The following is a 24758-nucleotide window of genomic DNA, read 5'->3' as shown; positions in this document are numbered from 1 at the left end:
CAAGCGGTCGGCGTCAAGAAGTCGGCGAGGCGGACGGGGAGCCGGAGGGCTTCGGCGCCACGTACGGCGTCGGCTCGCTCTCCCAGGTGATCGGGTCGAACTCCTCGTAGGGCCGGAAGCTCACGCCGACGAGCTTGCCCTGGTCGGGGACGAGCATGACCAGGCAGGCGTTGACGCTGGCGCCGGGCGCGAACGGCTTGGGGAAGGTCTTGCCGCCGCAGGGCTTGAACGGCTCCTTGAACGCGGCCGCCTCGACCAGGTTGCCATCGTCGTCGAGGCCCCACAGCGGTACGTCGTAGCCACCGAGGTCGGTCTTGCCGTCGTTCTTGACGGTGGCGCGTACGAAGTAGGGAGCGCGGGCCAGCGTCGCCTCGTCGAGCTTCCACCCGGAGAAGGTCTGCTTGTAGGAGGTCGACTCGAGCTTGGTGACGGTGATCGAGAGCTTGCCGTCGACACCCTCCTTGGGCGCCCACTCGACCGTCGCGGTCTCACCGAGCTCGCGGTCGGCACCGGGCTCGGTGAGCGCCCCGGCGGAGGGCGAGGCCGACGCCGAGGGCGATGCGGAGGACGAGGCGGATGCGCTCCCGGACGGCTTGGGCGCGTTCGTCCTCGGCGCGGTGCCGCTGCACCCCATCACTGACATGGCCATGACCGCACCCGTGACGGATGCGGCGAGTACGGACCCCGCTCGTTGCATGGGGACATCCTGCCGCACGCCTCTCGAGATCGCGCAGCAGGACGCCCCCTGCAAGGTTTACGAGGTGGTAACGGCCCGGCGGTGAAGTACTGCCTCAGGCGCCGATCAGACGCTCGGCGAAGTAGCGGCTCACGCCCTCGAGCGGGATCCGCTCCTGCTTCATGGTGTCGCGCTCGCGGATGGTGACCGCGTTGTCCTCGAGGGTGTCGAAGTCGACGGTGACGCAGTACGGCGTACCGATCTCGTCCTGGCGGCGGTAGCGCTTGCCGATCGACTGGGAGTCGTCGAAGTCGACGGCCCAATTGGCGCGCAGCTCGGCCGAGAGCGCCTTCGCCTTCGGCGAGAGCGCCTCGTTGCGGCTGAGCGGGAGCACGGCGATCTTGACCGGTGCGACCCGGTGGTCGAGACGGAGCACGACCCGCTTGTCGACACCGCCCTTGGCGTTGGGGGCCTCCTCCTCGGCGTACGCGTCGACGAGGAAGGTCATCAGCGCGCGGGTCAGACCGGCCGCGGGCTCGATGACGTAGGGCAGGTAGCGCTCGTTGTTGGCCTGGTCGAAGTACTGCAGGTCCTGGCCCGAGTGCTTCATGTGGGTGCCGAGGTCGAAGTCGGTGCGGTTCGCGACGCCCTCGAGCTCACCCCACTCGGAGCCGGGGAAGTTGAAGCGGTACTCGATGTCGACGGTGCGCTTGGAGTAGTGGCTCAGCTTCTCCTTGGCGTGCTCGTAGTGGCGCAGGTTGTCGGGGTTGATGCCGAGGTCGGTGTACCACCGGGTGCGCTCGTCGATCCAGTACTGGTGCCACTCCTCGTCCTCGCCCGGCTTGACGAAGAACTCCATCTCCATCTGCTCGAACTCGCGGGTGCGGAAGATGAAGTTGCCCGGCGTGATCTCGTTGCGGAAGCTCTTGCCGGTCTGGGCGATGCCGAACGGGGGCTTCTGGCGGGTCGAGGTGACCACGTTGGCGAAGTTCACGAAGATGCCCTGCGCGGTCTCGGGACGCAGGTAGTGCAGGCCCGACTCGTCCTCGAGGACACCGAGGTGGGTCTTGAGCATGCCGGAGAACTCACGCGGCTCGGTCCAGGCGCCACGGGTGCCGCAGTTCGGGCAGGCGACGACATCGTTGATGACGACGGTGTCGGGGTCGTCGATGCCCTTCTTCTCCGCGTACTCCTCCTGGAGGTGGTCGAAGCGGTAGCGCTTGTGGCAGGACTGGCACTCGACCAGCGGGTCGTTGAAGGTCTCGACGTGGCCGGAGGCGACCCAGGTCTGGCGCGGCAGGATGATGCTCGAGTCGAGGCCGACGACGTCGTCGCGCTGCTGGACCATCGCCTTCCACCACTGGCGCTTGATGTTCTCCTTGAGCTCGACACCGAGGGGGCCGTAGTCCCAGGCACTCCGGGTGCCGCCGTAGATCTCGCCGCTGGGGAAGACGAATCCGCGCCGCTTGGCGAGGGAGACGACGAGGTCAAGGGTCGATGCTGGCGGCTTTGCCACGATGAATGCTCTCTGCTCGAGGTGAGCCCGGCCGGCTGCCGGGCCTGGTGTTGAGGGGGATGTCTACAGCGACAGGGAAATCCTATCCGTGGTGTCATCTTGTTATGTACGCCGCCCGCGGGGCCAATTCGCTCGGCTGCTCGGGCATCTGCCGATAGCGTCGCTGAGCATGGAGTCGAACGCGCGTCGTCTGTGGAAGCTGCTCGAGCCGATCCATGCGGTGGGTTACTTCTCACCCGAACCGATCGCCCTGCTCAAGGAGGCCGGCTACCGCGGCTACTGGATGGGCTACTTCGCCGCTCGGTCCGCTCCGCTGGGGGCGGTTCCGGCCGAGGTCGTCCATGCCGTCTTCTACAACTTCGCCTTCTCGCACGTCTCCCGGGCACTTCCCGACGCTTGGACGTACGCTCCGCCCGAGGCCGCGCACGAGGCCCGCCGCACCGGCGCCGTCGCCGCGCTCCGCCGTCACCTCGGCCCACTCGCCGATGACGTCACCCGGGCTGCCTCGCTCGCCTCACGAGCCGCTCTCGGCGCACCCTCGGAGGGACGGGCCCTGTACGCCGCGCTGCGCTCGCTCCCCGTCTCCGACGACCCGCTGACCCTCCTATGGGATTCGGCGACTCTGCTGCGCGAACACCGCGGCGACGGTCACGTCGCGACCCTGCTGGCTGCCGGGATCGGGGGCCGCGAGTCGCACGTCTTCCACGCCCTCGCCAACGGCACCTCCCCGTCGGTCTACGCCACCTCCCGCAACATCCACGAGACCGAGTGGGACACCCTCGTCTCCGGGCTGCAATCCCGCGGGCTCGTCACCGACGACGGCCAGTCCCTCACCGATGCCGGCCGGGAGACCAAGGCCGGGATCGAGTCGACGACCGATGCGCTTGCTGCCACGGCGTACGCGACCCTGGAGCCTGCCGAGATCGACGAGCTCATCGCGCTGCTGCGACCACTGGCCAAGGCTGTGGTCGCCTCCGGCGAGATCCCCGGCCAGTCACCGATGGGCCTGAACCTCGACGACCTCGACCGATGAGTGACCTCGACCCTCGCCTCCTCCCCGTCCTCGGCCTGGCCGAGGAGGCCGCCGCGCGCCCGGGCACCGAAGCCGACCTGGAGACCCTCCAGGAGATCTTCGCCGAGGCGGCGATGCTGCTCGACCTCGGCAACGTCCTCGAGGGCCTCGACGAGCACGACGCTCGCGGCGTCGTCGACGGCCTCTGCCGTGACCTCTTGACCGAGGATCCCTCGCAGAGCATCCGCGCCCACGCCGAGTCCGTCCTCCAGGACGACTCGTCCCACGACCCTGACGGCGTTGCCGTGGCGTACCGGATGGCGGCGTACGCGCTGCAGCTTTGACCTAGCCGCCCGATCGTCTCTCGGCGTAGAGCCCAAGGGCGTCGGCGAAGTCGTGCTCGGTGAAGTCGGGCCAGAGCTTCTCGCTGACGATGATCTCGGCGTTCGAGGTCTGCCAGGGGAAGAAGCCGGAGAGGCGCTGCTCGCCGCTGGTGCGGATGACGAGGTCGATCTCCTTGACCGGGCCGCCGGGCAGCGCTGCCGTGATCGCCCGCTCGTCGATCTTCGTGACGCCAGCGGCGATCGCGCGGCGGATGCCTTCGACGATGTCACCGTGCGGGTCGTAGCCGATCGCCATCGTCAGGTGGGCCGGGCGGTCGGCGGTCTCCCGCTCGGCCGCGCGCAACGCCTCGGCGGCGGCGACGGGCAGCAGGGAGAGATCGCCGGAGACGTGCAGGGCCCAGCGGTCGCTGCGTACGACTGTCTGCGGGAGCTTGTCGGCGAGGATGCCGAACAGGTGGTCGACCTGCGACTTCGGGCGCTTCCGGATGTTGTCGGCGGAGAGGACGTAGGAGGTGAGGTGGTCGATCCGCCACCGGGTGCACCAGCCCAGCAGGTCCTCGACATGGTCGGCGCCGACATCGTGCCCGGCGCCCGGGTTCGCGAATCCTGCCTTCTTCGCCCAGCGGCGGTTGCCGTCCATCACCACGCCGACATGGGTGGGCAGCATCAGCGGCTCGGGTCGTTGAGGGAGAGGATCTGGCGGCGCTCGGTGTCAGTCAGGTCGGAGGCAGCGAGGACCTTCTGGATCACGTCGGACTTGCGGGCGATGTAGGTGTCGATGTCCATGTCCGGTTCGGCGGCCAGCGCCAGCTTCACCGCTGCGTACTCGTCGCGAAGGTCGTCGCGGCGGCGCAGGACGTCGCGGACGGCGAGATGGTTGCGTACGTTGAGCGTCCCGGCGGCGCAGACGTAGACGTGGCGTCTCGGATCCTCGTCGGGGGCGAAGAACGCCTCGCGGCCGGCGACGCCGAGATCGCCGCGGTGGACGTAGCCGATGCGTACGAGCGCGGCGACCGCGGCGGAGACGTCCTCCGGCGCGACGATCACGTCGATGTCGAGGATGGGCTTCGCGGCGAGACCCGGCACCGAGGTCGAGCCGACGTGCTCGACGCTCGCGGCCGGGCCGTCAGCCAGCGCGCCGCTCAGTACCGCTGCAACCTTCTCGAACCGGTCCTGCCACGACGGGTCGTACGCCACTACATCGATGCTCACAGGAACCAGAGTCTCTCAGGTCGGCTCAGACTTCGGCGGCAAATGGACGGGGCCGGAGGCGGAGGCCGGTGACGAACCCGCGACGGCGTCGGAGAGCGCGAGGACGAGCACCGCCGGGGTCGCGGCGACGACCAGGACCGCGGCGGTGACCGCTGGGCTCCCGGACAGCCCGAAGAGGAGCCAGGCCAGCCAGGTGGCTCCGGCGGTGAGGAACACCAGGACCGCAGCGCCGGCGAGGACTCCCTTGAGGCCACCCACGACACGGGCGGCGAGCGCCGCGGGCGCGGCGATGGCCGTACAGAGCGCCCCGACGGCAGCACCGAGCAGGACGAGCACCGGCCCCGCGAGCGGTCCGCCCATCCCCTGGTCGCCGGTCACGGATGCGACCAGGAGACCGACGTAGACCAACCCGGCGAGCACCGGGTAGGCGAGCCCGACGAGCACCATGGTGACGACGAAGGAGGCGGTACGAAAAGCGGTCGAGGGCAGGCTCATGCGCTCATGATGCCCGGCACCGTCGCGCGCTGCCGCGGATGTTGGCCCTTCGTTGACGAACCGTCGTCAGACGCGCCCGCGGACCATCCCGATGAGGCGGTCCAGGACCTCCTCGGGGGCGACCTGGACACCGTTGTGGAGGTGGGCGTTGGTGACCCACGGGCGGAGGGTGGGGACCAGTTCGGCGGTGGCGAGGGAGTGCTCACGCAGGACGTAGGGGTCGTCGTAGTAGACCGCCGCGGCGCACGGGACGTCGACGGCGGCGAGCGCGCTCGGGTTGTAGAGGCTCGGCCACTCGCGCTCGGCCAGCAGGTCCGCCGTCTCCGCGAAGGGAGCCAGCAGCGGGTCCTCGGTCAGGTGCCACGGGAAGAGGTGCTCGGCGGTGAAGAGGGTCGGATCCTCGTACGCCGCGGGCTGGACACGCGCGGAGGCCCAGCGGGTCGCCTGGGCATCGGCGTAGCAGGCCTCGTGGACGAGTACGTAGAGCGGCGAGTGGCCGCTGAAGGGCAGCAGCGACGCGACCTCGTGACCGAAGCCGAGTCCGGCCGGATCGCGCTCGAGAAGGTAGTGGATCTGCTCGGAGCCGCCGGTCATGCCGAGCCGGTTGCCGAGGGACCGTGCCTGGCGGGCGGAGAGCAGGCCGCCGTGCGGGAGCCGGATCTCACCGGCGTCGCAGCGCTCGATCAGCGCCCGCATCCGGTCGCGGTCCCGGGGAAACCTGGCGTAGTGGCGCTCGGTGAGCTCGATGGTGCGGGCGAAGGTCGCGGCGTAGATCTCGTCGACGGGCAACCCGACCGGCGGCACTCCCCCGGTGAACATCACCTCGCGCAGCGACTCGGGATGGGCCGAGAGGTAGCGCAGCGAGCAGAAGCCTCCGAAGGACTGGCCCAGGAGCGACCAGCGCTCGATCCCCAGGGACGAGCGGAGGAGCTCGGCGTCCTCGACGATCGAGTCGGCGCGGAAGTGGGCCAGGTAGTCGGCCTGCTCCTGCGGGCTCATCCCGGTCATCGCGGTGAGCGGTGTCGACCGTCCGGTGCCCCGCTGGTCGAGGAGGATCAGCCGATAGTCCTCCAGCGCTCGCTCGAGCCATCCCGGCGCCATCGGGAGGTCGATCGGGCGCGGGCTCTCCCCGCCCGGGCCGCCCTGGAGGAAGAGCAGCGCGTCGCGGTCGTCGCGATCGCCCGGACGACGCACCTCGCGGGCGAAGACGGTCAGCGTCTCCGGCCCGCCGCCGCGATGGTCGAGGGGCACCTCGATCTCGTGCTCGATCAGGACCAGTCCGGGGATCGTCTCGGTGTGCACCAGCCGATCCTATGCCGATCCTATGCCGGTCAGATGGACGGCGACGTTGCGGTACGGCCCGGCAGAACCTAACCTGAACACCGTTCAACTGAACGTTGTTCAGGTAGCCATCCCGAGGAGACTCCCGCATGACGACAGCCTTCGACCAGCTTGCCGACCGGATCCTGTCCGGCGGGGCCGCCACCGCGGAGGACGCGGTGGCCGTGCTGCGTACGCCCGACGCGGAGCTGATGGGCGTCGTCGCCGCGGCGGGGCGACTGCGGCGCGAGCACTTCGGCAACACCGTGAAGGTGAACTACCTGGTCAACCTCAAGTCGGGCCTCTGCCCGGAGAACTGCAACTACTGCAGCCAGGCGCTGGGCTCGCAGGCGCCGGTCCTGAAGTACTCCTGGCTCTCCAAGGACGAGACCCTCGAGCAGGCCGGCGCCGGGCTGCGCGGTGGCGCCACCCGCGTCTGCATGGTCTCCTCGGGCCGCGGACCCTCCGAGCGCGACATCGACAAGGTCGTCGAGATGACCTCCGCTCTGAAGGACGCGCACGAGGGCGTCGAGGTCTGCGCCTGTCTCGGGCTGCTCAAGGGCGGCCAGGCCGAGCGGCTCAAAGCAGCCGGGGTGGATGCGTACAACCACAACATCAACACCGCCGAGTCCAACCACGACAACATCGTCCAGACCCACACCTACGAGGACCGCGTCGACACCATCGGCAAGGCCAAGGACGCCGGCCTCTCGCCGTGCTCGGGCCTCATCGCGGGCCTGGGCGAGACCGACGAGCAGCTCGTCGAGGCCCTCTTCGCGCTCAAGGAGCTCGACGCCGACTCGATCCCGGTGAACTTCCTGATGCCGTTCGACGGGACACCGTACGAGAACACCTGGGAGCTCTCCCCCACCCGCTGCGTGAAGATCCTGGCGATGGCGCGCTTCGTCTGCCCGGACAAGGAGATCCGGATCGCGGGCGGGCGCGAGATGCACCTGCGCTCGCTGCAGGCCACGGCGCTGCAGATCGCCAACTCGCTCTTCCTCGGCGACTACCTGACCTCCGAGGGTCAGGACGCGCTGGCCGACCTGGAGATGCTGCGCGACAACGGCTTCGTCATCCTCGGCATGGACGAGAGTGCGTTCGACGAGCTCGTCGAGGAGCACCGCACCAAGGCTGCCGGTCGCGTCGCGGGCGGTGGCTGCGGCAGCAGCTGTGGCGACGGTTGCGGCTCTGCCTCTGGCGGGGCCTGCGGTGGCCACGACGAGCAGGACGGCCCGGTGATCCGGCGCCGCGGAGCGGGGACCGATGTCGCTGCCAATGCTTGATCTGGGCGTTGACAGGCGCCACGATCTGCTCGCCTTCGACCGCGAGCACATCTGGCACCCCTACACCTCGATGACCGACCCGGCGCCGGTGCGGCTCGTCACCGGCGCCGAGGGCGTACGCCTCCACCTCGACGACGGCGGCGAGCGCCTCGAGGTCGTCGACGCGATGTCGTCGTGGTGGTCTGCGGTCCACGGCTACCGGGTGCCCGAGCTGGACGCCGCGCTCGCCGAGCAGGCCGGCCGGATGGCGCACGTGATGTTCGGCGGCCTGACCCACGCTCCGGCGATCGACCTCGCCGAGCGGCTCGTCTCGATCACCCCGGACCCCCTCCAGCACGTCTTCCTCGCCGACTCCGGTTCGGTGAGCGTCGAGGTGGCGATCAAGATGGCACTGCAGAGCCAGCGCGGCCGCGGGCGGCCGGAGCGTACGCGGCTGCTGACCGTGCGCGGCGGCTACCACGGCGACACCTTCGGGTGCATGAGCACGTGCGACCCGGTCGGCGGGATGCACTCGATGTTCACCGAGATGCTCGCGCCGCAGGTCTTCGCGGAGCGCCCGCCGGCGCCGGGTGGTGACGTGGAGGCGTGGGCCGAAGGCGTACGCCTGGTTGCCGAGGCCCACGCTCACGAGCTGGCGGGGATCATCGTCGAGCCGCGGCTCCAGGGCGCGGGCGGGATGTGGGTCTACGACGACCGCTGCCTGGTCGTGCTCCGCGAGATCGCCGACGAGCACGGACTGGTGCTGATCTTCGACGAGATCGCCACCGGCCTCGGCCGCACCGGCGACCTCTTCGTGTCCTCGCTGGTCACCCCCGACATCCTCTGTCTCGGCAAGGCGCTCACCGGCGGCTACATGACCCTGGCCGCGGTGCTGACCACCACCGAGGTCGCGCACGCGATCTCCCGGAGCGAGTCGGGCGTACTCATGCATGGGCCGACCTTCATGGGCAACCCGCTCGCCTGCGCGGTGGCGCTGGCCTCGCTCGACCTGCTGGCCGCCCGCGGCTGGGAGCAGGACGTACGCCGGGTCTCCGCCGGGCTCTCGATGGGCCTCCCCCCTCTCACCGCCGTGCCCGGCGTCAGCCAGGTCCGCGTCCTCGGCGCCGTCGGCGTGGTCCAGCTCGACCATCCGGTCGATGTCGCCAAGGCCACCGACGCCGCGCTGCGCGAGGGCGTCTGGATCCGGCCGTTCCGCGACCTGATCTACACGATGCCTCCCTATATCACCGGCGAGGACGACCTCGCCCGCATCTGCCGCGCCGTCGCCGCAGCCGCGGAGGTGGCCTGATGGTCAGGATCTCGCTGGTCGAGCCGCCGGAGCCGCTAGGCGGAGGCGTGTCGAGACCAACACAGTCCTCATCGAGCGCGACAGCGAACCGTGTTGGTCTCGACACGCTCGCTAGCGCTCGCGGCTCGACCGACGGAGGCCGATCGGTGATGTGGGATGACTGGATTGCTGAGGCCTCTGCGGCGCGAGAGGAGGCCGGGCTGACCCGGCGGCTGCAGCCGCGCGGGCCTGATGACAGCGTCGTCGATCTGGCCGGCAACGACTATCTCGGCCTGTCCGGCCATCCGGACGTACGCCGCGCCGCGGCCGACGCGGCGATGCTCTGGGGCGGCGGCGCGGGTGCGTCTCGGCTGGTCACGGGCACCTTGACCCTGCACGGCGACCTGGAGGCCGAGCTCGCCGACTGGCTCGGTCAGCCTGGCGCGCTGGCGTTCTCGACCGGCTACCACGCCAACCTCTCGGTCGTCGGCGCACTGGCCGACCGGACCGCCCACGTCGTCTCGGACGCGCACATCCATGCGTCGCTGATCGACGCCGTACGGCTCTCCCGGGCACAGCTGACTGTCGTGCCGCACAACGACGTGGCCGCGGTCCGGGCAGCGCTCGCCGCGCGTCCGGGCGTACGCAGCCTCGTGCTGGCCGAGTCCGTCTACTCCGTCCTCGGCGACGAGGCGCCGCTGACGGAGCTGGCGGAGGTCGGCGCGGAGCACGGCGCGCTGCTCGTCGTCGACGAAGCCCACGGCGTCGGTGTGCACGGGCCGGGGCTCGTCCACCGGTGCGGCCTCGCCGGGCGGCCCGACGTGCTCGTCACCGCGACGCTCTCCAAGAGCCTGGGCAGCCAGGGCGGAGCCGTCCTGGGGCCGCGAGCGGTCCTCGACCATCTGGTCAACACCGCCCGCCCGTTCATCTTCGACACCGGACTGGCCCCCGCCTCCGCCGCCGCGGCCCTGGCCGCTGCGCAGGTCGCGCGCGCTCGCCCGGAGCTCGCCGACACCATCCGTGCTCGCGTCACCGAGCTGGCCCGGACCCTCGAGGTCCCTGCCCCCGCCGGCGCGGTGCTGTCGGTGTCGATGCCGTCGCCCGAGGCGGCGGTCTCCGCGCAGACGGCCCTGCTCAGCGAGGGCGTACGCGTCGGCTGCTTCCGCCCGCCGTCGGTCCCCGACGGGATCTCCCGGCTGCGGATCACCGCCGGCGCGGGCGTCACCGACGAGGAGTGGGATCGGGCGGCCAAGGCCATCGACACGATCGTGGGTGAGGTCAGATGAGCGGGCTGCCGAATGTTCACCGAGGTAACTCGGTCAGCGCTCACTTCCTTCGCGGAACTCCACGAGGGAAGCGCACCGACACCGAGGTACCTCGGTCTGCGTCCCGGGGCGCGGCATGAGCGGGCGGGTGGTGATCGTCACCGGCACCAACACGGGCGTCGGCAAGACCGTCGCGACGGCGACGCTGGCCGCCCGGGCGCGTACGAACGGCGAGAAGGTCGCGATCGTGAAGCCCGTGCAGACCGGCACCGCCGACGGCGACTGCGACGCCGCCGAGATCCGCCGACTGACCGGGATCGAGGTCCACGAACTCACCAGCCTGGAGGAGCCGCTCGCACCCGACACCGCCGCCCGGCGGGCCGGGGTGGAGATCCCCCCGGTTGCTGCGTACGCTCCGACGATCTCGGCCCTGACCAGCGAGAGCGACCTCGTTCTCGTCGAGGGCGCAGGTGGTCTGCTGGTGCGACTGGACACCGATGGCGGCACGCTCCTCGACCTGGCCGATGCACTCCTCGCCGGGGGCGTTCCCACCTCGTTCGTCGTCGTCACCGCGGCCGGCCTGGGCACCCTCAACCACACCGAGCTGACCGTGGCCGCGCTGCGCGCTCGTGGGCACGAGCCCGACGGGCTGATCATCGGCTCCTGGCCGGGCGATCCAGGGCTCGCGGAACGGTGCAACCGCATCGACCTTCCCCGCGTGACCGGCGTACCCCTGCTCTTCGGCATCCCGGAAGGAATTGACAACCATTCTCAACTAGCCTGAGAATGGTTCTCATGACCCCCACTACCCGCTCCGTTGGCCTCCTTGCCGCCGGCGCACTCCTGCTCACCTCTGGCTGTGCCGCCCTCTCCGACGACTCCGGTTCCTCCGCCTCCGGATCCGACTCGGGGAAGGTCCAGGTCGCAGCTGCGTTCTACCCACTGGAGTTCGTCGCGGAGCGGGTAGCGGGTGACCTCGCCGACGTCACTCCCCTCACCAAGCCGGGCGTCGAGCCGCACGACCTCGAGCTCAGCATCAACCAGACCGCGGCGCTGCAGAGCGCCGACCTGATCCTCACCGAGCACGGCTTCCAGCCCGCCGTCGACGATGCGGTCGAGCAGGACGTCAAGGGCGAGGTCGTCGACGTCGAGAAGGTCGTCGACCTCCGCAAGGCCGAGGAGGAGGGCCACGAGGACGAGCACGCCGAGGGCGAGGAGGCCGCCGAGGAGGAGCACGCCCACGGCGAGACCGACCCCCACTTCTGGCACGACCCGCTGCTGATGGCGCAGTACGCCGAGGGCGTACGCGACGCTCTGGTCGAGGCCGACCCCGACAACGCCGAGACCTACGAGGCCAACGCCAAGTCGCTGACCGACGACCTGACGAAGGTCGACGAGGAGTTCAAGACCGGTCTGGCCCAGTGCAAGATCAAGGACGTCGTCGTCTCGCATGACGCCTTCGCCTATCTGGACAAGTACGGCCTGGAGTTCGAGTCGATCGCCGGCCTGACCCCCGACGCCGAACCCAACCCTGCCCAGCTCGCCGAGATCGGCGAGCACGCCAAGGAGCACGGCGTGACCACGATCTTCTCCGAGCGTCTGGTCAGCACCGCGCTCGCCGACACCCTCGCCGACGACCTCGGCCTGAAGACCGCCGTGCTCGACCCGATCGAGGGCCTCTCGGCAGACACCGAGGGAGAGGACTACCTTTCCCTCATGCGCCAGAACCTCGACGCCCTGAAGGCGGCCAACGGTTGTCAGTGACCAGATCAGGGACCGGAAACAGCACCGTCCCCGCCGATGTCCCCGTGCAGCTCCTGCACGGGGATGTCGCCCTGTCCGGACGTCCCGTCCTTCGCGAGGTGGACCTGACCGTCAAGCGCGGTGAGTTCGTCGCGCTGATGGGCGCCAACGGCTCCGGCAAGTCGACGCTCGTACGCACCCTGGTGGGCCTCAACCCGCTCTCGTCCGGTCGCCTCGAGCTGTTCGGCCGCCCCCTGGCCGGCTTCCACGACTGGTCGCGGGTCGGCTACGTGCCGCAGCGAAGCACCGCCACAGGCGGCGTACCCGCCTCGGTCTGGGAGGTCGTCGCCTCCGGCCGGCTCACCCACCGCAAGCTGCTGCGGCCGCTGCGCAGCGCCGACCGGGCCGCGATCCGGGCCGCGCTCGAGGTGGTCGGGATGGATGCGTACGCGCACCGTGGGGTCGCCCAGCTCTCCGGCGGTCAGCACCAGCGGGTGCTGATCGCGCGGGCGCTCGCCGGCCGTCCCGAGCTGCTGCTGCTCGACGAGCCGACCGCCGGTGTCGACCTGCCCAACCAGCACGCGCTGGCCGGGGCCCTCGGCCGGCTCAAGGACGACGGCGCCACGATCGTGCTGGTCGCTCACGAGCTCGGGCCGCTGGCTCCGCTGGTCGACCGCGCCGTCGTCATGCGCGACGGGCGCAAGGCCTACGACGGCCCGCCCCTCTCCGATGCCGACGTCCACGCCCAGGGCTTCGACGCCGGGCACGTCCACTGCGACACTGGGCTCGATTCAGCTGGCTCGACCGCCGCGCCCAACGCCGCCGTCCCGACCCCACTCAAGGAGCTCTGATGACTCTCCTCGAGCTCTTCTCGGTGCCGTTCATGCAGCGGGCCCTGATCGCGGCGTTCCTCGTCGGGATCGCCGCGCCGGCGGTCGGCACCTACATCGTGCAGCGACGACTGGCGCTGATGGGTGACGGCATCGGTCACGTCGCCGTCACCGGCGTCGCGATCGGCCTGTGGACCCAGACCTCGCCGACCTGGGCCGCGGTGGTCGTGGCCATCGCCGGGGCCGTGGTCATCGAGATCGTGCGCGAGCGCGGCCATGCCGAAGGCGACGTCGCCCTGGCGATGCTCTTCTACGGCGGGCTCGCCGGCGGCGTCTTCGTCACCGGGCTCGCCGGCACCGGCGCCTCCCGGCTCCAGGAGTTCCTCTTCGGCTCGATCCTCACCATCTCGGTCGACGACCTGCTCGTGACGATGGCCCTCGCGGTCGTGCTGATCGTGATCTGCGTCGGCCTCTCGCCGCAGCTGTTCGCGGTCTCCCAGGACGCCGACTACGCCAAGGTCGCCGGGCTGCCGGTGCGGTTCTACTCGATCCTCGTCGCCGTGCTCGCTGCCCTGAGCGTGGTGATCGCGATGCGCACCGTCGGACTGCTGCTCGTCTCCGCACTCATGGTCGTGCCGGTCGCGATCGTTCAGCAGCTGACCCGGTCGTTCCGGATGACCCTGCTCGGCGCGATGGGCGCCGGCCTGGTCGCCTCGGTCGGCGGCCTCGGGCTGGCGGCCGCGCTCTCCCGCACCGGCGCCAACGTCCAGCCCGGACCCAGCATCGTGCTGGTCGCGCTGGCCGGGTTCTTCCTGGTCTGGCCGATCGGCGCCTGGCTACGCCGCCGGCGAGCGCTCGTGGCCCCGTTCCCCGAGACGGCGCCCGTGGAGAAGCCGGTCGACGAGGCACACCCGCACCACCACGGCGAGAAGTGCGGCCACGTAGCGGTCGAGCACGGCGACCACGTCGACTACATCCACGACGGCCACCGGCACGCGGCGCACGTCGGCGCGGAGGGAGAGCACTATGACGAGCACTGATCCTTTGGCGACTGATCCTTTAGCGACTGATCCTTCGGCGACTGACCCGTCCGGCTTGCGCCCCACCAAGCAGCGGCTCGCCGTGGTGGAGGCGCTACGGACGTACGACGGCTTCCACTCCGCCCAGGAGATCCACTCCCGCCTCGACGGTGCCGTCGGCCTGGCCACCGTCTACCGCACGCTGACCGCGCTGGCCGAGGCCGGCGCGGTCGACGCGATGCGCTCCGAGGACGGCGAGACGATCTACCGCCGCTGCTCCGATACGCATCACCATCACCTGGTCTGCCGTCAGTGCGGCCGCACCGTCGAGGTCGAGGGCCCTGCCGTCGAGCGCTGGACCAAGACCATGGCCGAGGACAACGGCTTCACCGACGTCTCCCACACCCTGGAGATCTTCGGCACCTGCACCGACTGCCGTTAGAGCTGGACCGGGTTCGGCAGCGCGCCGCCGTAGCGGCGGTCCCGGGAGGCGTACGTCTCGATGGCGTGCCACAGGTGGCGACGGTCGACGTCGGGCCACAGCACGTCGGTGAAGACGAACTCGGAGTAAGCCGCCTGCCAGAGCATGTAGTTGGACAGCCGCTGCTCGCCGGAGGTGCGCCAGATGAGGTCGGCGTCGGGGAGGTCGGGGACGTAGAGGTAGCGCTCGAAGGTCTTCTCGGTGATCTTCTCCGGACGCAGCTTCCCGGCGCGTACGTCCTCCCCCATCCGCCGCACGGCGTCGGTGAGCTCGGCGCGACCGCCGTAGTTGACGCACATCGTCAGCGTGCAGACGGTGTTGTCCTTCGTCATCTCCTCGGCGATCTTCAGCTCGTTGATGACGGACTTCCACAGCCGCGGAGCACGACCGGCCCAGCGCACCCGGACCCCGAGCTCGTTCATCTCGTCGCGGCGGCGGCGGATGACGTCGCGGTTGAAGCCCATCAGGAACTTCACCTCGTCGGGCGAGCGCGACCAGTTCTCGGTGGAGAACGCGTAGGCCGAGATGGCCTTCACGCCGATCTCGATGGCACCTTCGACGACGTCGAAGAGCGAGGACTCACCCTCTTCGTGGCCCTTGGTCCGGGGGAGGCCACGCTCCTTGGCCCATCGGCCGTTGCCGTCCATGATGATCGCCACGTGGTGCGGGACGAGGTCCTTGGGGACCGGGGGCGGGGTAGCCCCGGACGGGTGGGGTGTTGGGGTACGGACCGGCTTGCTCACGAGGTGCAACCCTAGTCGGGCGATAGCCAGGAGGCGGCTGCGGCCCGGGAGGCTGCGGCCTGGGCGGGACCATCGGGCGCCGGGGCGCGTCGTACTCCATCTCCTCGGGTCGCCCGGCCGGACCGGGGACGGTCAGCGCGCCGATGATCGTGGTGATCGGCATCGCCAGCACCACCCCGATGCCCGCGGCCATCGTGGCGACGATCTCGCCGGCCATCTGCTCGGTCGTCAGCAGCGAGAGGAACGTGCGGTCGTAGAGCTGGATCACCAGCAGCAGGGTGAGCGCGCTGCCGACGTAGGCGAACACGATCGTGTAGATCGTCGAGGCGACGTGGTCACGGCCGATCCGCATCGCGCCGCGGAAGACGTCCCAGCGTGAGGTGTCCGGGCCGGCGGCGCGCAGCTCCCACACCGCGGAGGCCTGGGTGATGGTGACGTCGTTGAGCGCGCCGAGGCCGGCGATGATCACCGCGGCGACCAGCAGGGTCTGCAGGTCGAGCGCGGCGTCGAGCGAGGAGAGCGTCTGGCCGCTCTCCGAGCCCAGCCCGCTGAGCCGGCTCGCACCGATCGCGAAGGTGCCGATCAGCGCCGTCACCGCGACCCCGGCCAGCGTGCCGGCGAGCGCCACCGACGTACGCACCGAGAACCCGTGGGTCGTGTAGAGCACCACGTAGAGGATCAGCACCGAGGAGACCAGCGCGACCCACGCCGCGGGCTCGCCGGAGAGCAGCGCGGGCAGCAGGAACAGCCACACCACCGCCCCCGCGAACCCCAGGCCGAGCACCGCCATCAGCCCGCGCAGGCGCGCGACCGCCACGACACAGACCACGAAGAGGCCGACCAGCAGGAGCAGCGGCGGCCCGCGCTTGACGTCGAAGAAGGCGTACGTCGCCTCCCCCTCCTTCTCGGTGAGGGAGAGCTCCACCTCGTCACCGGACTCCAGGCCGGAGCGGGCCATCGGGGTCGAGATCTTCACCCCGACCTCGGTGCCGGTGTCGGGTCCGCTGGTGAGCTTGGCCGTGGCGGTGTCGCAGCCTTTCGGGGTGCCCTCGGCGCTGCACGGCTCGGCGACCGAGACGACCTCGGCGGTCTCGAAGACGACGCCGTCGGCGATGAACTCCTGCGATCCCTGGAGCTTGTCGACGGCGGTGCTGTCGGGCCACCACATCGCCACCCCGACCACGGTGAGGACCGCGACGAGCACGAGCGAGACGGTCAGCACCATCCGCGGCAGGGCCTCGACCTCCACCTCGGCGTCGTGCCCACCGTGGGAGTGGCCGTGGGAGTGGGCCATCGGTTCCTCAGCTCTCGACGTATTCCAGCGAGCGCAGGTTGCGGTCCAGATGCCAGGAGAGGTACGCGGCGACCAACCCGCTCGCCTGCCTGCTGGTCCGGTCCTCGGCGCCGCCGACGGTATCCCAGTCACCTGAGAGCAGCGCACCGAGGTGGCCGAGCGTCTCGGGCGAGGGCGTCGCCGAGCCGGGCACCCGGCAGGTCGTGCACAGCGCGCCGCCCATGGACACGTTGAACCACCGGTGCGGACCCTCCAGCCCGCAGCGTGCGCAGGCCTCGAAGCTCGGCGCGTAGCCGGCGACGGCCAGCGAGCGGAGCAGGTAGGAGTCGAGGACGTGCCGGGGAAGCCGGTCGCCCTGGGCGAGCACCCGCAGCCCGCCGACGAGCAGCAGATACTGCTGCGGCGCCGGCTCGCCCTCCTCGTGGACCAGCCGGTCGGCGGTCTCGAGCATCGCGGTGCCGGCGGTGTAGCGGTCGTAGTCCAGCCCGATCCCGGCATGGAACAGGGTGAGCGTCTCGGCCTGGGTGATCGTGTCGAGGTTGCGCCCCTCGGCGAACTGCAGGTCGACGTGGGTGAACGGCTCCAGCCGCGAACCCCACCGCGAGGTGGTACGCCGCACGCCCTTCGCCACCGCACGCACCCGTCCGTGGTGACGGGTGAGCATGGTGATGATCCGGTCGGCCTCACCAAGCTTGTGGGTGCGAAGCACGATGGCCTCGTCGCGGTAGAGGGGCACAACCCCATTCTGCCGTGCGGCACCGACAACCGCGGCAGCGACAGACCGACCGATGGCCCACATGACGGCAACGAGGCGTGTGGGTCGTCGCCTTTGGTGGATGCGTCTCCTATCGTGCCGGTCATGAGCTCAACAGGCATCGCGACCGTGCCGACCCGCCCCGCGCACGACGACCGCAAGCCCGGCACCGCCGCCGGACCGCCGGTCACCGTCGTCGACTGGCTGATGCTGGTGCTCGCCATCTTCTCGGTCGCGGCGGCCGTGTGGGTGACGTTCTGGGACGTGTCGCAAGTCTGGTACGACCGGGTCATCACCGCCGACTACGTCGTGTGCGCCATCTTCGCCATCGAGTTCGCGTGGCGCTGGCGCCGCTCAGCGCTCGGCTGGAAGTTCCCGCTGATGTACTGGTACGAGCTGCTCGGCATGATCCCGCTCGGCATCTCCGCCAGCCCCGCCTTCCGCAGCCTCCGGCTGCTGCGGATCGTGCTCATTCTGCTCAGGCTGATGCGCGCCGCCGACCGTGCGTTCGGCGACCGGGTATCGGCGTACGTGGTGGGGAGGTTCTCCGGCGCGATCGTCAACGCGATCCGCAAGCCGATCACGGTCGCGGTGCTCGACGAGGTGATCGCGGTGATCCAGACCGGCAACTACACCCGGCACATCTCCAGCGCGATCGAGGAGAACCGCGCCGAGATCGACACCCTCATCATCGACCTCATCCGTCAGGACCAGGCGGCCGGGAAGCTGAGGTACCTCCCCTTCCACGACGACGTCGTCCGGCTCGTGGCCGACACGGTGCTGCGCCTGGTCGACCAGGGCCTGGCCGACCCGCGGGTCCACGAGATCATCTCCGACGCCATCCGCGAGTCCGCCAAGGAGCTGCGGGAGAACATCGGCTCTGACCATCACACCGCGGTCAAGCGGGATCAGGAGCGGTTCGGCAAGTAGGTCTCGATTTCTTTGCGAAACCCGCTGAAGTAGGTGTCACCGCAGTCCGCCGGGCCGGATTCAGGGCATGATTCGGCCATGAGCGCGACCTTCCCGACCAGTCTCGGGCGGCTACAACAGGTCCGCCACATCGGCGCCGGCGCTTTCGCCTCCGTGTGGCTCTACTACGACCCCGATCTCGACTCCCACGTCGCGGTCAAGGCGCTCTCCCCCGGCTGGGTGTCGAACCCCGAGATCCACAAGCGCTTCCTCCAGGAGGCACGGCTGCTCCGCTCGGTCGACTCGCCCCATGTCGTGCGTGTCTACGACATCGGCCAGACGAGCACTGGCATCCCATTCTTCGTGATGTCGTACGCCGACGGCGGCTCGGTCGCCGACCTGCTCAAGCGCTCCCCCGGCGGCCTGGACGTGCACGAGGTCGCCGACATCGTCGCGCAGGCCGCAGACGGACTCATGGCGCTGAAGGCTCGCGGAGTGATCCACCGCGACATCAAGCCCGCCAACCTGCTGCTCACCTCCGAGACCTCCGGCGGCACCGCCGGCGCTCGCCGGGTGATGATCGCCGACCTCGGCGTGGCCCGCTCGCTCGACTCGCTCAACGAGGTCACCCGCGACATCGGCACCCCGTCCTACATGGCGCCCGAGCAGCTCGACCCGTCACTGCCGATCGACCACCGCGCCGACGTACGAGCCCTGGGCGCGGTCGCCTGGGCACTGCTCGCCGGCCGCTCCCCCGCCCCCGCTCTTGGGCTCACCTCCCGAGTGCCCGAGGCAGGTTCCGTACGTCCCCTCCCGGCCCCGATCAGCCAGGCCATCGCCCGGGCGCTGGAGCCCCGGGCCGAGGACCGCTGGCCCGATGCGCGCTCGTTCGCCGACGCGCTCCGCGGCGCGGTCAAGGGCACCCGCGTCACCCCTGGCCCGCAGCCTCACTCCGCGTCCCAGCCTCCGCCGCCCACCTCGCCGTGGCAGAAGTCGGCAGCCCCGCCGAGCGGACCCCCGAGCGGTCCGCCCAGCGGCCCGCCGACCGGATCGCCGTTCGAGCAGCCGACGACGGTGCCGACCAGCATCGCGACGCAGCACCCGCCGAAGCGGAAGCGCACCGGTCTCCTGGTCGGTGGCCTTGCCGCGGTGGTGGTCGTCGGGCTCGTCGCCGGGCTGATCTTCTTCGTGACCAACGGGCGAAGTGACGTACCCGAGGCCGGTGAGTGCCGCAATCTCGACTACGCCGCGGCCACCGAGTTCGTCGACGAGACGGAGCCGGTGGACTGCGCCGAGCCGCACACGCTCTACACCTTCCACGTCGCCACCGACGTGAAGACCTACAACGACAACGAGGCCGCCGGGGCCGCCTGCTTCACCCGCCTGGAGACCGGCCTCGGGCTGCACCCCGAGACGCTGGCCCGCACCGCCTACATCGTGAGCTGGTACTGGCCGGCGGAGGCCACCTGGAACGATGGCGACCGCTACGTCCGGTGCGATGTCGGGGTGACGGTCCAGGGGGCGCCGATGATCGACCTGCCCGAGGACCCGGTGCCCGACCCGTTCCCGGCCGACCTGCGGGCCTGCGTCGACAGCAAGATCGACAAGGTCGTCCGCTGCGGGACCACCCACGACTACGTCGTCGTCGACACCTTCGAGATGACCGGCGACGCCTACCCCGAGCAGAGCGAGACCAACATCCAGGGGCTGGGCGGCTGCCCGTCGGAGGCGACGATGTTCAAGCCACCGTTCAGGACCGCCTGGATGGCCGGCAGCCGCTTGGGCCTCTGCGCGAAGTACGACGTCGAGTCCTAGAGACGCCTAGGAGATCAGTGGCGCCAGCCGCCTGACCGCCTCCCGGAGGCGGTCAGGGGTCGTCGCCGCGTAGCCGATCACCAGGCCCGGCGGACCCTCGCCCTCGCGGTGCCGGCTCAACGGGTGGACGGCGATGCCCGCCTCGAGCGCGGCCGTGGCGACGGCCGCGTCGTCGACTCCCTCGGGCAGCGTCGCCAGCACGTGCAGTCCGGCCGCGACACCTCGGACCCGAACCGTCGGCAGGTGCTCGGCGAGCGCCTCGAGCAGCGCATCGCGGCGAGCCTTGTGCCGCTGCCGGACCAGTCTCAGGTGCCGCTCGAAGGCACCCGAGGTGAGCATCCGCGCCAGGGTGATCTGAGGTAGCGCCGGGCTGGCCAGGTCGAGCCAGTAGCGCGCCTCGACGAGCTCCTCCTGCATCCCGGACGGGGCGACCAGCCAGCCGATCCGCATCGCGGGCGCGAGCGTCTTGGAGACGCTGCCGAGGTGGACGATCTGGTCGGGGGCGAGCACCTTCACGGCTGCGACCGGCGGCCGGTCGTAGCGGTGCTCGGCGTCGTAGTCGTCCTCGATCACCAGCCGGTGCGGCACCGCCCGGGCCCACTCGACCAGCTCCCGGCGCCGCTGCGGGGAGAGCACGACCCCGGTCGGGAACTGGTGCGCGGGTGTGACCACGACGGCATCGACACCGCTGGCATCGAGCGCCGCCACGTCCAGGCCATCACCGTCCACCGGCACGGGCACCGTCGTCATCCCCCACCGCTGCAGGTGCACGCGGCCGCCGTACGATCCCGGCTCCTCGAAGCCGACCCTGGTCCGGCCGCGCTCCTCCAGCCAGCGCGCCAGGAGCACGAGTCCCTGGGCGACGCCGTTGATCACCAGGATCTCGTCGGGCGAGACCGTGAGGCCGCGGGTGCGGCCCAGCCAGACCGCGAGCGCCTCCCGCAGCGCCGGCACGCCGCGCGGGTCGCCATAGCCGAGGTCGGCGCTGCCGATCTCGGCGAGCACCTCCCGCGACGCCTTCGCCCACGCGGCCCGCGGAAAGGCCGAGAGGTCGGGCACTCCCGGGGAGAGGTCCAGATCGGGAGTCGGCAACCGGGTGGCGGCACCGAGGCGGCGTACGGCTCCGGGGACAGCGCTCACCCGGGTGCCGCCGCCGCTGCGGGCCGAGAGCAGCCCCTCGTCGGTGAGCCGCTGGTACGCCTCGACCACCACCCCGCGCGAGACGCCGAGCTGGGTGGCGAGGGTGCGCGATGCCGGCACCCGGGCCCCGACCGCGAGCCGGCCATCGGCGACCGCGTCGCGCAGTGCGCCAGTCAGCCAGGCCGCCAGCCCACCCGGCGGTACGCCGGTCGGGTCGAGCTGGAGGAAGTCCGCGCCAGTCACTTGGTCCACTCTGTCACGTGTGGTTTGGATCTGTCTGCCAGACCAAGTTGGGGCGAACCTCGTAGACATGACCACCGAAGCCATCCCGCACCCCGATACCGCTGGAAGAACAGCACTGCACCGCGGCACCCTGCTCGGCATCGTCTTCGCCGCGGCCGGGATGGTCTGCGTCGGCAGCAGCGTCGCCGTCTCGGCCGCGATCACCGACGCCCCGCTCTTCACCCTGCAGAGCGTGCGGTACGCCCTCGCCGCCCTGCTCCTGCTCGCCGTCGCGCGAGTCACCGGTTGGCGGGTGCCGCGGCCGCGCGGTCGCGAGTGGCTCTGGCTGGCCGGGGTGGCGACCGCCGGTCTGGTGCTCTTCAACGTCGGTGTCGTCCGCGGTGTCGCCCATGCCGAGCCGGCGGTGATCGGCGTCGCCGTCGCCGCGGTCCCGATGCTTCTCGCGGTCGTCCCGGCGGTCGCGACCCGCACGCTCCCGGCTCGCACGGTGATCATCGGGGCCATGGTCGTGACCGCGGGCGCCGTCGTGGTCGAGGGCTTCGGAAGGACCGATGCGGCCGGGGTCGGCTACGCCCTCCTGGTGCTGGTCTGCGAGGCCGGCTTCACGCTCCTAGCGGTGCCCGTCCTCCCGCGCCTGGGCGCCTTCGGCGTCTCGTTCCACTCGGTGTGGATGGCCACCGCCGGCATGGCCGTCATCGGTGTCGCCACCGAGGGACCGGCCGCCGTCACCACGCTCGACACCGGCGATCTACTCGCGGCGCTCCACCTGGCCGTGGTCGTCACCACGCTCGCGTTCCTGCTCTGGTTCACCGCCGTCAAGCGCCTCGGCTCCGGCCGCGCCGGCCTGCTGACCGGCGTCGTGCCCGTGTCCGCGGCCGCCCTCGGCGTACCGCTCAACGGGATCGTGCCCGGACCGATGGTGTGGCTGGGCACCGCGGTCGTCGCGCTGGGCCTGGTGATCGGGCTGCGCGGGTCGCCGCTGCGGGGTCGCCCCCGCAGCGGCGCCGAGGTCAGCCGCGCGGGATCGTGACCGCCTGGGCGCGGTTGGCCGCGCAGACGACGGCCCGCAGGGAGGCGGTGACGATGTTCTCGTGGATGCCGATGCCCCACACGATCTCGCCGGCGATCTCGCACTCGACGTACGCAGCCGCGGCCGCGTCGCCGCCGGCGGAGAGGGCGTGCTCGGCGTAGTCGAGGACCCGGATCTCGGCGCCGGCCTCCTTCAGCGCGTCGACGAACGCGGCCACCGGGCCGTTGCCGACACCCTTGTAGGTGCGCTCCTCGCCGCGAACCCGCAGGTCGACGACCTGCTCGTCGCCACCCTCGGCGTCGGTCACCGAGGACCAGCTCTCCAGGGCGTACGGCTCCTCGCGCTCGAGGTACTCGGCGGAGAAGATCGACCAGATCTCCTCGGGGCTGACCTCGCCACCCTCGGAGTCGGTGTGCTGCTGGACCACGCGGCTGAACTCGATCTGCGCGCGACGCGGCAGGTCCAGGGAGTGCTCGGTCTTGAGCAGGTAGGCCACGCCGCCCTTGCCGGACTGGCTGTTGACGCGGATGACGGCCTCGTAGGTGCGGCCGACGTCCTTGGGGTCGATGGGCAGGTAGGGCGCCTCCCACGGGATCTCGCTGGTCGGCTTGCCGGCCTCGGCGGCGATCCGGTCGAGGTCCTCCAGGCCCTTCTTGATGGCGTCCTGGTGGGAGCCGGAGAAGGCGGTGTAGACCAGGTCGCCCGCGTAGGGGTGGCGCGGGTGGACGTTGATGTTGGTGACGTACTCGACCGTGCGGCGGATCTCGTCGATGCCGCCGCCGACGGTGAAGTCGATCTGCGGGTCGATGCCCTGGGAGAAGAGGTTCATGCCCAGGGTGACCAGGTCGACGTTGCCGGTGCGCTCGCCGTGGCCGAACAGGCAGCCCTCGACGCGGTCGGCGCCGGCCATCAGGCCGAGCTCGGTGGCCGCGACCGCGGTGCCGCGGTCGTTGTGCGGGTGGAGGCTGATGGCAGAGTGCTCGCGGCGGGTCAGGCCCCGGCCGAAGTACTCGATCTGGTCGGCGTAGGTGTTCGGGGTGGACATCTCCACGGTGGCGGGCAGGTTGAGGATGATCTCCCGGCCGGCCTCCGGCTGCCACACGTCCGAGACCCGCTCGCAGACCTCGAGCGCGTAGTCGGTGTCGGTCTGGGTGAAGATCTCCGGGCTGTACTGGTAGCCGAAGTCCTCGGTGCCGATCAGCTCGGGGACGTGCTCCTCGGCGTACTTCATCACCATCTCGGTGCCGCGGACCGCGATCCCGATGCACTCGGCCGGGGTCACGTTGAACACGACCCGGCGGAACAGCTCGGCGGTGGCGTTGTAGAGATGGATCGTGGCGCGCGGGGCGCCGGCGATCGACTCCGCGGTGCGCGAGATGAGGTCCTCGCGGGCCTGGGTCAGGACCGAGATCTGTACGTCATCGGGGATCCGGTCGTCCTCGATCAGCTTGCGCACGAAGTCGAAGTCGGTCTGCGAGGCCGACGGGAAGCCGACCTCGATCTCCTTGTAGCCCATCGCGACCAGCAGCTCGAACATCCGCAGCTTGCGGGCCGGCGTCATCGGGTCGATCAGGGCCTGGTTGCCGTCACGCAGGTCGGTGGAGAGCCAGCGCGGAGCCTTGGTGATCTTCTTGGCCGGCCAGGTGCGATCGGGTACGTCGACGGGCACGAAAGCGCGATAGCGCTGGTGCGGCATCCCCGACGGCTTCTGCTGGTTGCTGGAGTTGCTCAGGTTGGTCATGCGGAATCCTCAACAGATGGAAGCGAGTGCCGGCGCACGTCGAACCTCCGCAGCGAGGGAGTCCGGCTTTCTCAGACCCCGCTGCGGCAGCTAAGGAGGAGGCTGCGCATCATGACTCGGTAACAATAACAGAACAGAACTGGCAGACTGGCCGGGCAGGCGATTGATCCTCAACACTGAGACGCAGAAGTGACGACGAAGGGGAGGAACGGGCGTGGCCCAACTGGAAGAGCTCACGGTCGAGGAGTCCTGGCGGCTCGCGACGGACATCCAGGTGTCCCGGATCGGCTGGACCGGCCCGCGCGGCCCGGTGGTGCTACCGGTCAACCACGTCGTGCACGAGGAAGCGCTCTGGATCCGCACCTCTGCCCACTCCTCGATGGCCGAGCAGATCGACGAGAGCGCCGTCGCGCTGCTGGTCGACGACCTCGACCCCGACACCCATGTGGGTTGGTCGGCGCTGTTCAAGGGCCACGCGGAGATCCTCTACCGCGAGGACCAGATCCCCGACCTCGTCAAGAACCTCCACCCCTGGCCGGCCGGCCCTCGTCCGTTGTGGGTGCGGCTGCGCCCCAAGGAGGTCACCGGGCGCCGACTGGGCCCCTGACATTTGTCACCTCACG

Annotated in this window: 24 protein-coding genes and 1 pseudogene; 14 read left to right on the top strand and 11 right to left on the bottom strand. The window is 70.5% G+C overall.

Annotated elements, in window-relative coordinates; genetic code table 11:
* Nucleotides 1–13: 13 nt before the first annotated feature.
* A complete protein-coding gene (locus tag OH802_RS13225) occupies nucleotides 14–697 on the bottom strand; it encodes a hypothetical protein (protein ID WP_406028595.1) in 684 nt (227 codons plus the stop codon).
* Nucleotides 698–791: 94 nt separating this feature from the next.
* Nucleotides 792–2192 carry a glycine--tRNA ligase gene (locus OH802_RS13220; protein ID WP_406028593.1) on the bottom strand — a complete coding sequence of 467 codons (1401 nt, stop codon included), beginning with the start codon at nucleotides 2190–2192 and terminating at the stop codon, nucleotides 792–794.
* Nucleotides 2193–2361: 169 nt separating this feature from the next.
* On the opposite strand from OH802_RS13220, the gene OH802_RS13215 reads away from it, so the two are divergent.
* On the top strand, nucleotides 2362–3225 hold the full coding sequence (locus OH802_RS13215; RefSeq protein WP_406028591.1) for an SCO6745 family protein: 864 nt from the start codon (nucleotides 2362–2364) through the stop codon (nucleotides 3223–3225).
* Nucleotides 3222–3548, top strand: coding sequence for a hypothetical protein (locus OH802_RS13210; RefSeq protein ID WP_406028589.1), 327 nt, complete (start codon nucleotides 3222–3224; stop codon nucleotides 3546–3548). The genes OH802_RS13215 and OH802_RS13210 overlap by 4 nt, the downstream gene beginning before the upstream one ends.
* A 1-nt stretch (nucleotide 3549) precedes the next feature.
* Here the strand turns inward: OH802_RS13210 and uppS are convergent, their stop codons facing one another.
* The 4 genes from uppS to OH802_RS13190 form a co-directional block, all read right to left on the bottom strand.
* Nucleotides 3550–4215, bottom strand: coding sequence for a polyprenyl diphosphate synthase (gene uppS / locus OH802_RS13205; RefSeq protein WP_406028587.1), 666 nt, complete (start codon nucleotides 4213–4215; stop codon nucleotides 3550–3552).
* The gene (locus tag OH802_RS13200; protein ID WP_406028585.1) at nucleotides 4215–4760 is read right to left on the bottom strand and encodes a GrpB family protein; all 546 of its coding nucleotides are present in this window, start codon (nucleotides 4758–4760) and stop codon (nucleotides 4215–4217) included. The genes uppS and OH802_RS13200 overlap by 1 nt, the downstream gene beginning before the upstream one ends.
* Nucleotides 4761–4775: 15 nt before the next feature.
* Entirely contained in the window at nucleotides 4776–5255 is a 480-nt protein-coding gene (locus OH802_RS13195) for a hypothetical protein (RefSeq protein ID WP_406028583.1), read from the bottom strand.
* Nucleotides 5256–5321: 66 nt separating this feature from the next.
* A complete protein-coding gene (locus OH802_RS13190) occupies nucleotides 5322–6557 on the bottom strand; it encodes an alpha/beta fold hydrolase (protein WP_406028581.1) in 1236 nt (411 codons plus the stop codon).
* A gap of 128 nt (nucleotides 6558–6685) precedes the next feature.
* Between OH802_RS13190 and bioB the strand changes: the two genes are divergently transcribed.
* From bioB to OH802_RS13150, 8 genes are all read left to right on the top strand, one after another.
* Nucleotides 6686–7861: a biotin synthase BioB gene (gene bioB / locus OH802_RS13185; RefSeq protein ID WP_406028579.1), complete on the top strand. Its 1176-nt coding sequence runs from the start codon at nucleotides 6686–6688 to the stop codon at nucleotides 7859–7861.
* A complete protein-coding gene (gene bioA / locus OH802_RS13180) occupies nucleotides 7842–9149 on the top strand; it encodes an adenosylmethionine--8-amino-7-oxononanoate transaminase (protein ID WP_406028577.1) in 1308 nt (435 codons plus the stop codon). Before bioB ends, bioA begins: the two co-directional genes overlap by 20 nt.
* A gap of 149 nt (nucleotides 9150–9298) precedes the next feature.
* Complete coding sequence (locus tag OH802_RS13175; protein ID WP_406028575.1) at nucleotides 9299–10414, top strand: 8-amino-7-oxononanoate synthase; 1116 nt, start codon at nucleotides 9299–9301, stop codon at nucleotides 10412–10414.
* 115 nt (nucleotides 10415–10529) lie between these two features.
* Complete coding sequence (gene bioD / locus OH802_RS13170; protein ID WP_406028573.1) at nucleotides 10530–11177, top strand: dethiobiotin synthase; 648 nt, start codon at nucleotides 10530–10532, stop codon at nucleotides 11175–11177.
* A gap of 11 nt (nucleotides 11178–11188) precedes the next feature.
* Nucleotides 11189–12157: a metal ABC transporter substrate-binding protein gene (locus OH802_RS13165; RefSeq protein WP_406028571.1), complete on the top strand. Its 969-nt coding sequence runs from the start codon at nucleotides 11189–11191 to the stop codon at nucleotides 12155–12157.
* Nucleotides 12154–12987 carry a metal ABC transporter ATP-binding protein gene (locus OH802_RS13160; RefSeq protein ID WP_406028569.1) on the top strand — a complete coding sequence of 278 codons (834 nt, stop codon included), beginning with the start codon at nucleotides 12154–12156 and terminating at the stop codon, nucleotides 12985–12987. The genes OH802_RS13165 and OH802_RS13160 overlap by 4 nt, the downstream gene beginning before the upstream one ends.
* Nucleotides 12987–14006: a metal ABC transporter permease gene (locus tag OH802_RS13155; protein ID WP_406028567.1), complete on the top strand. Its 1020-nt coding sequence runs from the start codon at nucleotides 12987–12989 to the stop codon at nucleotides 14004–14006. The genes OH802_RS13160 and OH802_RS13155 overlap by 1 nt, the downstream gene beginning before the upstream one ends.
* Complete coding sequence (locus tag OH802_RS13150; protein WP_406028565.1) at nucleotides 13993–14427, top strand: Fur family transcriptional regulator; 435 nt, start codon at nucleotides 13993–13995, stop codon at nucleotides 14425–14427. Before OH802_RS13155 ends, OH802_RS13150 begins: the two co-directional genes overlap by 14 nt.
* On the opposite strand, the gene OH802_RS13145 is transcribed toward OH802_RS13150, so the two are convergent.
* The 3 genes and pseudogenes from OH802_RS13145 to recO form a co-directional block, all read right to left on the bottom strand.
* Nucleotides 14424–15218, bottom strand: coding sequence for an isoprenyl transferase (locus tag OH802_RS13145; protein ID WP_350664605.1), 795 nt, complete (start codon nucleotides 15216–15218; stop codon nucleotides 14424–14426). The genes OH802_RS13150 and OH802_RS13145 overlap by 4 nt on opposite strands.
* 187 nt (nucleotides 15219–15405) lie before the next feature.
* Nucleotides 15406–16167: pseudogene (locus OH802_RS13140) on the bottom strand (YibE/F family protein); the annotation flags it as partial.
* A 343-nt stretch (nucleotides 16168–16510) separates the two neighbouring features.
* Nucleotides 16511–17239, bottom strand: coding sequence for a DNA repair protein RecO (gene recO / locus OH802_RS13135; RefSeq protein ID WP_355018167.1), 729 nt, complete (start codon nucleotides 17237–17239; stop codon nucleotides 16511–16513).
* A gap of 123 nt (nucleotides 17240–17362) precedes the next feature.
* On the opposite strand from recO, the gene OH802_RS13130 reads away from it, so the two are divergent.
* Together OH802_RS13130 and OH802_RS13125 are read left to right on the top strand one after the other, a co-directional pair.
* The gene (locus OH802_RS13130) at nucleotides 17363–18187 is read left to right on the top strand and encodes an ion transporter (protein WP_406028562.1); all 825 of its coding nucleotides are present in this window, start codon (nucleotides 17363–17365) and stop codon (nucleotides 18185–18187) included.
* Nucleotides 18188–18265: 78 nt separating this feature from the next.
* The gene (locus OH802_RS13125) at nucleotides 18266–19981 is read left to right on the top strand and encodes a protein kinase domain-containing protein (RefSeq protein ID WP_406028560.1); all 1716 of its coding nucleotides are present in this window, start codon (nucleotides 18266–18268) and stop codon (nucleotides 19979–19981) included.
* A 6-nt stretch (nucleotides 19982–19987) separates the two neighbouring features.
* On the opposite strand, the gene OH802_RS13120 is transcribed toward OH802_RS13125, so the two are convergent.
* Nucleotides 19988–21364: a PLP-dependent aminotransferase family protein gene (locus OH802_RS13120; protein ID WP_406028558.1), complete on the bottom strand. Its 1377-nt coding sequence runs from the start codon at nucleotides 21362–21364 to the stop codon at nucleotides 19988–19990.
* 67 nt (nucleotides 21365–21431) lie between these two features.
* On the opposite strand from OH802_RS13120, the gene OH802_RS13115 reads away from it, so the two are divergent.
* Nucleotides 21432–22394 (top strand): DMT family transporter, encoded by a 963-nt coding sequence (locus tag OH802_RS13115; protein ID WP_406028556.1) that lies wholly within the window; start codon nucleotides 21432–21434, stop codon nucleotides 22392–22394.
* Here OH802_RS13115 and leuA read toward each other — a convergent pair.
* Nucleotides 22375–24135 carry a 2-isopropylmalate synthase gene (gene leuA, locus OH802_RS13110; protein ID WP_406028554.1) on the bottom strand — a complete coding sequence of 587 codons (1761 nt, stop codon included), beginning with the start codon at nucleotides 24133–24135 and terminating at the stop codon, nucleotides 22375–22377. The two genes, OH802_RS13115 and leuA, sit on opposite strands and share 20 nt — an antisense overlap.
* A gap of 214 nt (nucleotides 24136–24349) precedes the next feature.
* On the opposite strand from leuA, the gene OH802_RS13105 reads away from it, so the two are divergent.
* The gene (locus tag OH802_RS13105; protein ID WP_406028552.1) at nucleotides 24350–24742 is read left to right on the top strand and encodes a pyridoxamine 5'-phosphate oxidase family protein; all 393 of its coding nucleotides are present in this window, start codon (nucleotides 24350–24352) and stop codon (nucleotides 24740–24742) included.
* The last annotated feature ends 16 nt before the right edge of the window (nucleotides 24743–24758 follow it).

Origin of the sequence: Nocardioides sp. NBC_00850 (genome assembly GCF_045207335.1) — a bacterium.
Taxonomy (GTDB): Bacteria; Actinomycetota; Actinomycetes; order Propionibacteriales; family Nocardioidaceae; genus Nocardioides.
This window is presented reverse-complemented; position numbering and strand designations above follow the sequence as displayed.

Excerpts from the sequence above, each read along its gene's own strand:
- OH802_RS13225 (WP_406028595.1), bottom strand. The coding sequence starts at position 697 with ATGCAACGAGCGGGGTCCGTACTCGCCGCATCCGTCACGGGTGCGGTC.
- OH802_RS13215 (WP_406028591.1), top strand. The coding sequence starts at position 2,362 with ATGGAGTCGAACGCGCGTCGTCTGTGGAAGCTGCTCGAGCCGATCCAT.
- OH802_RS13210 (WP_406028589.1), top strand. The coding sequence starts at position 3,222 with ATGAGTGACCTCGACCCTCGCCTCCTCCCCGTCCTCGGCCTGGCCGAG.
- uppS (WP_406028587.1), bottom strand. The coding sequence starts at position 4,215 with ATGCTGCCCACCCATGTCGGCGTGGTGATGGACGGCAACCGCCGCTGG.
- OH802_RS13195 (WP_406028583.1), bottom strand. The coding sequence starts at position 5,255 with ATGAGCCTGCCCTCGACCGCTTTTCGTACCGCCTCCTTCGTCGTCACC.
- bioB (WP_406028579.1), top strand. The coding sequence starts at position 6,686 with ATGACGACAGCCTTCGACCAGCTTGCCGACCGGATCCTGTCCGGCGGG.
- bioA (WP_406028577.1), top strand. The coding sequence starts at position 7,842 with ATGTCGCTGCCAATGCTTGATCTGGGCGTTGACAGGCGCCACGATCTG.
- OH802_RS13175 (WP_406028575.1), top strand. The coding sequence starts at position 9,299 with ATGTGGGATGACTGGATTGCTGAGGCCTCTGCGGCGCGAGAGGAGGCC.
- bioD (WP_406028573.1), top strand. The coding sequence starts at position 10,530 with ATGAGCGGGCGGGTGGTGATCGTCACCGGCACCAACACGGGCGTCGGC.
- OH802_RS13165 (WP_406028571.1), top strand. The coding sequence starts at position 11,189 with ATGACCCCCACTACCCGCTCCGTTGGCCTCCTTGCCGCCGGCGCACTC.
- OH802_RS13155 (WP_406028567.1), top strand. The coding sequence starts at position 12,987 with ATGACTCTCCTCGAGCTCTTCTCGGTGCCGTTCATGCAGCGGGCCCTG.
- OH802_RS13150 (WP_406028565.1), top strand. The coding sequence starts at position 13,993 with ATGACGAGCACTGATCCTTTGGCGACTGATCCTTTAGCGACTGATCCT.
- OH802_RS13130 (WP_406028562.1), top strand. The coding sequence starts at position 17,363 with ATGAGCTCAACAGGCATCGCGACCGTGCCGACCCGCCCCGCGCACGAC.
- OH802_RS13125 (WP_406028560.1), top strand. The coding sequence starts at position 18,266 with ATGAGCGCGACCTTCCCGACCAGTCTCGGGCGGCTACAACAGGTCCGC.
- OH802_RS13115 (WP_406028556.1), top strand. The coding sequence starts at position 21,432 with ATGACCACCGAAGCCATCCCGCACCCCGATACCGCTGGAAGAACAGCA.
- leuA (WP_406028554.1), bottom strand. The coding sequence starts at position 24,135 with ATGACCAACCTGAGCAACTCCAGCAACCAGCAGAAGCCGTCGGGGATG.